Source organism: Pseudocitrobacter sp. 73, from assembly GCF_008369545.1.
GTDB lineage: Bacteria > Pseudomonadota > Gammaproteobacteria > Enterobacterales > Enterobacteriaceae > Pseudocitrobacter > Pseudocitrobacter vendiensis.
The window spans coordinates 1-2752 of sequence record NZ_VTZO01000121.1; the positions used below are offsets into that span (position 1 = coordinate 1).

Consider the following 2752-nt stretch of genomic DNA (forward strand, 5'->3'; position numbering starts at 1 on the left):
CTCTCCCACCGGGAGAGGGGCTAGTCCGTGTAACGTTTCGCTCGATCGGTTCCCTCCCCCTCCGGGAGAGGGCTAGGGTGAGGGGTATTCGTACAAAAAAAAAGCGGACCTGAGGGTCCGCAAAAGTTCACGTTGGCTTTAGTTATTTCGAGTTTGAGAGAAACTCTGCGAAACATCACGGTGGCTTCAAGGGTTAAGGAGGTACCGCTCCGTTTCTGTGTTGCATTATTGAACAGAAAGCTTGATAGGGATAATCGTTCATTGCTATTCTATCTATCGCCGCGAGCTATCGTGGCAATGGAGGATGAATAATGAATATTCGTGATCTTGAATACCTGGTCGCGTTAGCCGAACACCGGCATTTCCGTCGGGCGGCAGACTCGTGCCACGTCAGTCAGCCAACGCTGAGTGGGCAAATCCGCAAGCTGGAAGATGAGCTGGGCGTGATGTTGCTGGAGCGCACCAGCCGTAAAGTGCTTTTTACCCAGGCAGGTTTGCTGCTGGTGGATCAGGCGCGCACGGTGCTGCGTGAGGTCAAAGTGCTCAAGGAAATGGCAAGCCAGCAGGGAGAGACCATGTCTGGTCCGCTGCATATCGGTTTGATTCCGACGGTCGGCCCGTACCTGCTACCGCACATTATCCCAATGCTTCACCAAACTTTCCCAAAACTCGAAATGTACCTGCATGAAGCGCAAACGCATCAACTGCTGGCACAGCTCGATAGCGGTAAGCTGGATTGCGCCATTCTGGCGCTGGTGAAAGAGAGCGAGGCGTTTATCGAAGTGCCTCTGTTTGATGAGCCCATGATGCTGGCGATCTATGAAGATCACCCATGGGCCGAGCGCGATCGCGTGCCGATGTCCGATCTGGCGGGTGAGAAGCTGCTGATGCTGGAAGATGGTCACTGTCTGCGTGACCAGGCGCTGGGCTTCTGTTTTGAAGCGGGCGCTGATGAAGATACGCATTTCCGGGCAACCAGCCTCGAAACGCTGCGTAATATGGTGGCGGCAGGCAGCGGCATTACGCTGTTACCGGCGCTGGCTGTGCCGAAGGAGCGTCGCCGCGATGGCGTTGTCTACCTGCCATGCATTAAGCCAGAACCTCGCCGCACCGTGGGCCTTGTTTATCGTCCGGGATCACCCCTGCGCAGTCGCTATGAGCAACTGGCAGAGGCTATCCGTGGAGCGATGGAAGGTCACTTCGACGAGAAAGCGTTACCAAAGGCGGTTTAAGCCATTAAGCGCTGCTACCCGATAGGCTTCGGCCATGGTCGGGTAGTTAAAGGTGGTGTTAACAAAGTACTCGATAGTGTTACCGCCGCCTTTTTGCTCCATGATTGCCTGGCCGATGTGAATAATCTCCGCCGCGCGTTCGCCAAAGCAGTGAATCCCCAGAATCTCTTTCGTCTCCCGGTGGAACAGAATTTTCAGCGTTCCCACATTCATGCCGACAATCTGCGCGCGCGCCAGGTGTTTAAACTGCGCCCGACCGACTTCATACGGCACTTTCATCGCCGTCAGTTGCTGTTCGGTTTTACCCACAGAACTGATTTCCGGAATGGTGTAAATCCCGGTTGGAATGTCTTCCACCAGGTGCGCCGTTGCTTCGCCTTTTACCATCGCGTGCGCGGCAATGCGGCCCTGATCGTAAGCGGCTGAGGCCAGGCTTGGATAGCCAATGACGTCGCCCACTGCGTAAATGTGCGGCAGCGCGGTCTGGTACATGCTGTTCACTTTTAACTGACCACGGCTGTCACATTGCAGGCCGATGTTTTCCAGCGCCAGTGAATCGGTATTCCCGGTGCGCCCGTTGGCGAACAGCAGACAGTCGGCTTTCAGTTTCTTGCCGGATTTCAGGTGCATGATGACGCCGTCGTCCAGGCCTTCAATTTTCTCGTACTCTTCGTTGTGGCGAATCACCACACCGCTGTTCCAGAAATGATAGGAGAGCGAGTCCGACATCTCCTGGTCGAGGAACGCCAGCAGACGGTCGCGGGTGTTGATTAAGTCAACTTTGACGTCCATTCCACGGAAAATGGAGGCGTACTCACAGCCAATCACCCCAGCGCCGTAGATAATGACGTGGCGTGGTTCGTGATGCAGGCTGAGGATGGAGTCGCTGTCGTAAATGCGCGGGTGGCTGAAATCGACATCGGCAGGGCGGTAGGGGCGCGAGCCGCAGGCGATGACGAATTTTTCCGCCGTCAGCGTTTCGACCGAGCCGTCCGGGCACTCCAGCGCCAGCGTGTGTTCGTCAACGAAATGCGCGTTGCCCTGCAAAATTTCGCAGTGATTACGCTCATAAAAGCCCTGACGCATGCGAGTCTGCTGATTAATCACGCTGTCAGCATGGTTCAGAATGTCGGCGAAAGAGGAACGGAGAAGTCGGGTGTGGTCGCTGTAAAGGGGGTTCTGGTTGAATTCAATAATACGACTAACGGCATGACGAAGTGCTTTTGAGGGGATGGTGCCCCAGTGGGTACATCCGCCGCCGACATTATGATAACGCTCAATAACGGCGACACGCGCTCCCTGTTTCACCAGACCCATCGCAGCGCCTTCGCCGCCGGGGCCGGAACCAATTACTATTGCATCATAATCGTAGGAATTTGGCATGGTAAGGCTTACCTGTTCTTATACATAAAAGCAACAGAATCATAACATCTTCACCGGGATAACCCAATTATCATTGTGCTTTTTTCATGCAAAAGAGCATAAATCGCCCGTAAACAAGCATTCACAAAGCTATGTAT

The 2752-nt window shown here is 54.4% G+C and carries 2 protein-coding genes; one reads left to right on the plus strand and one right to left on the minus strand.

What is annotated here, in order from left to right; translation table 11 throughout:
* The first annotated feature begins 311 nt into the window (after positions 1-311).
* Positions 312-1232: a DNA-binding transcriptional regulator OxyR gene (oxyR, locus tag F0Q32_RS26045; protein ID WP_015966478.1), complete on the plus strand. Its 921-nt coding sequence runs from the start codon at positions 312-314 to the stop codon at positions 1230-1232.
* On the opposite strand, the gene sthA is transcribed toward oxyR, so the two are convergent.
* A complete protein-coding gene (gene sthA, locus F0Q32_RS26050) occupies positions 1215-2615 on the minus strand; it encodes a Si-specific NAD(P)(+) transhydrogenase (RefSeq protein ID WP_149464197.1) in 1401 nt (466 codons plus the stop codon). The genes oxyR and sthA overlap by 18 nt on opposite strands.
* Positions 2616-2752: the final 137 nt, after the last annotated feature.

Coding starts and splice junctions, on each gene's coding strand:
- oxyR (WP_015966478.1), top strand. CDS start 312: ATGAATATTCGTGATCTTGAATACCTGGTCGCGTTAGCCGAACACCGG.
- sthA (WP_149464197.1), bottom strand. CDS start 2,615: ATGCCAAATTCCTACGATTATGATGCAATAGTAATTGGTTCCGGCCCC.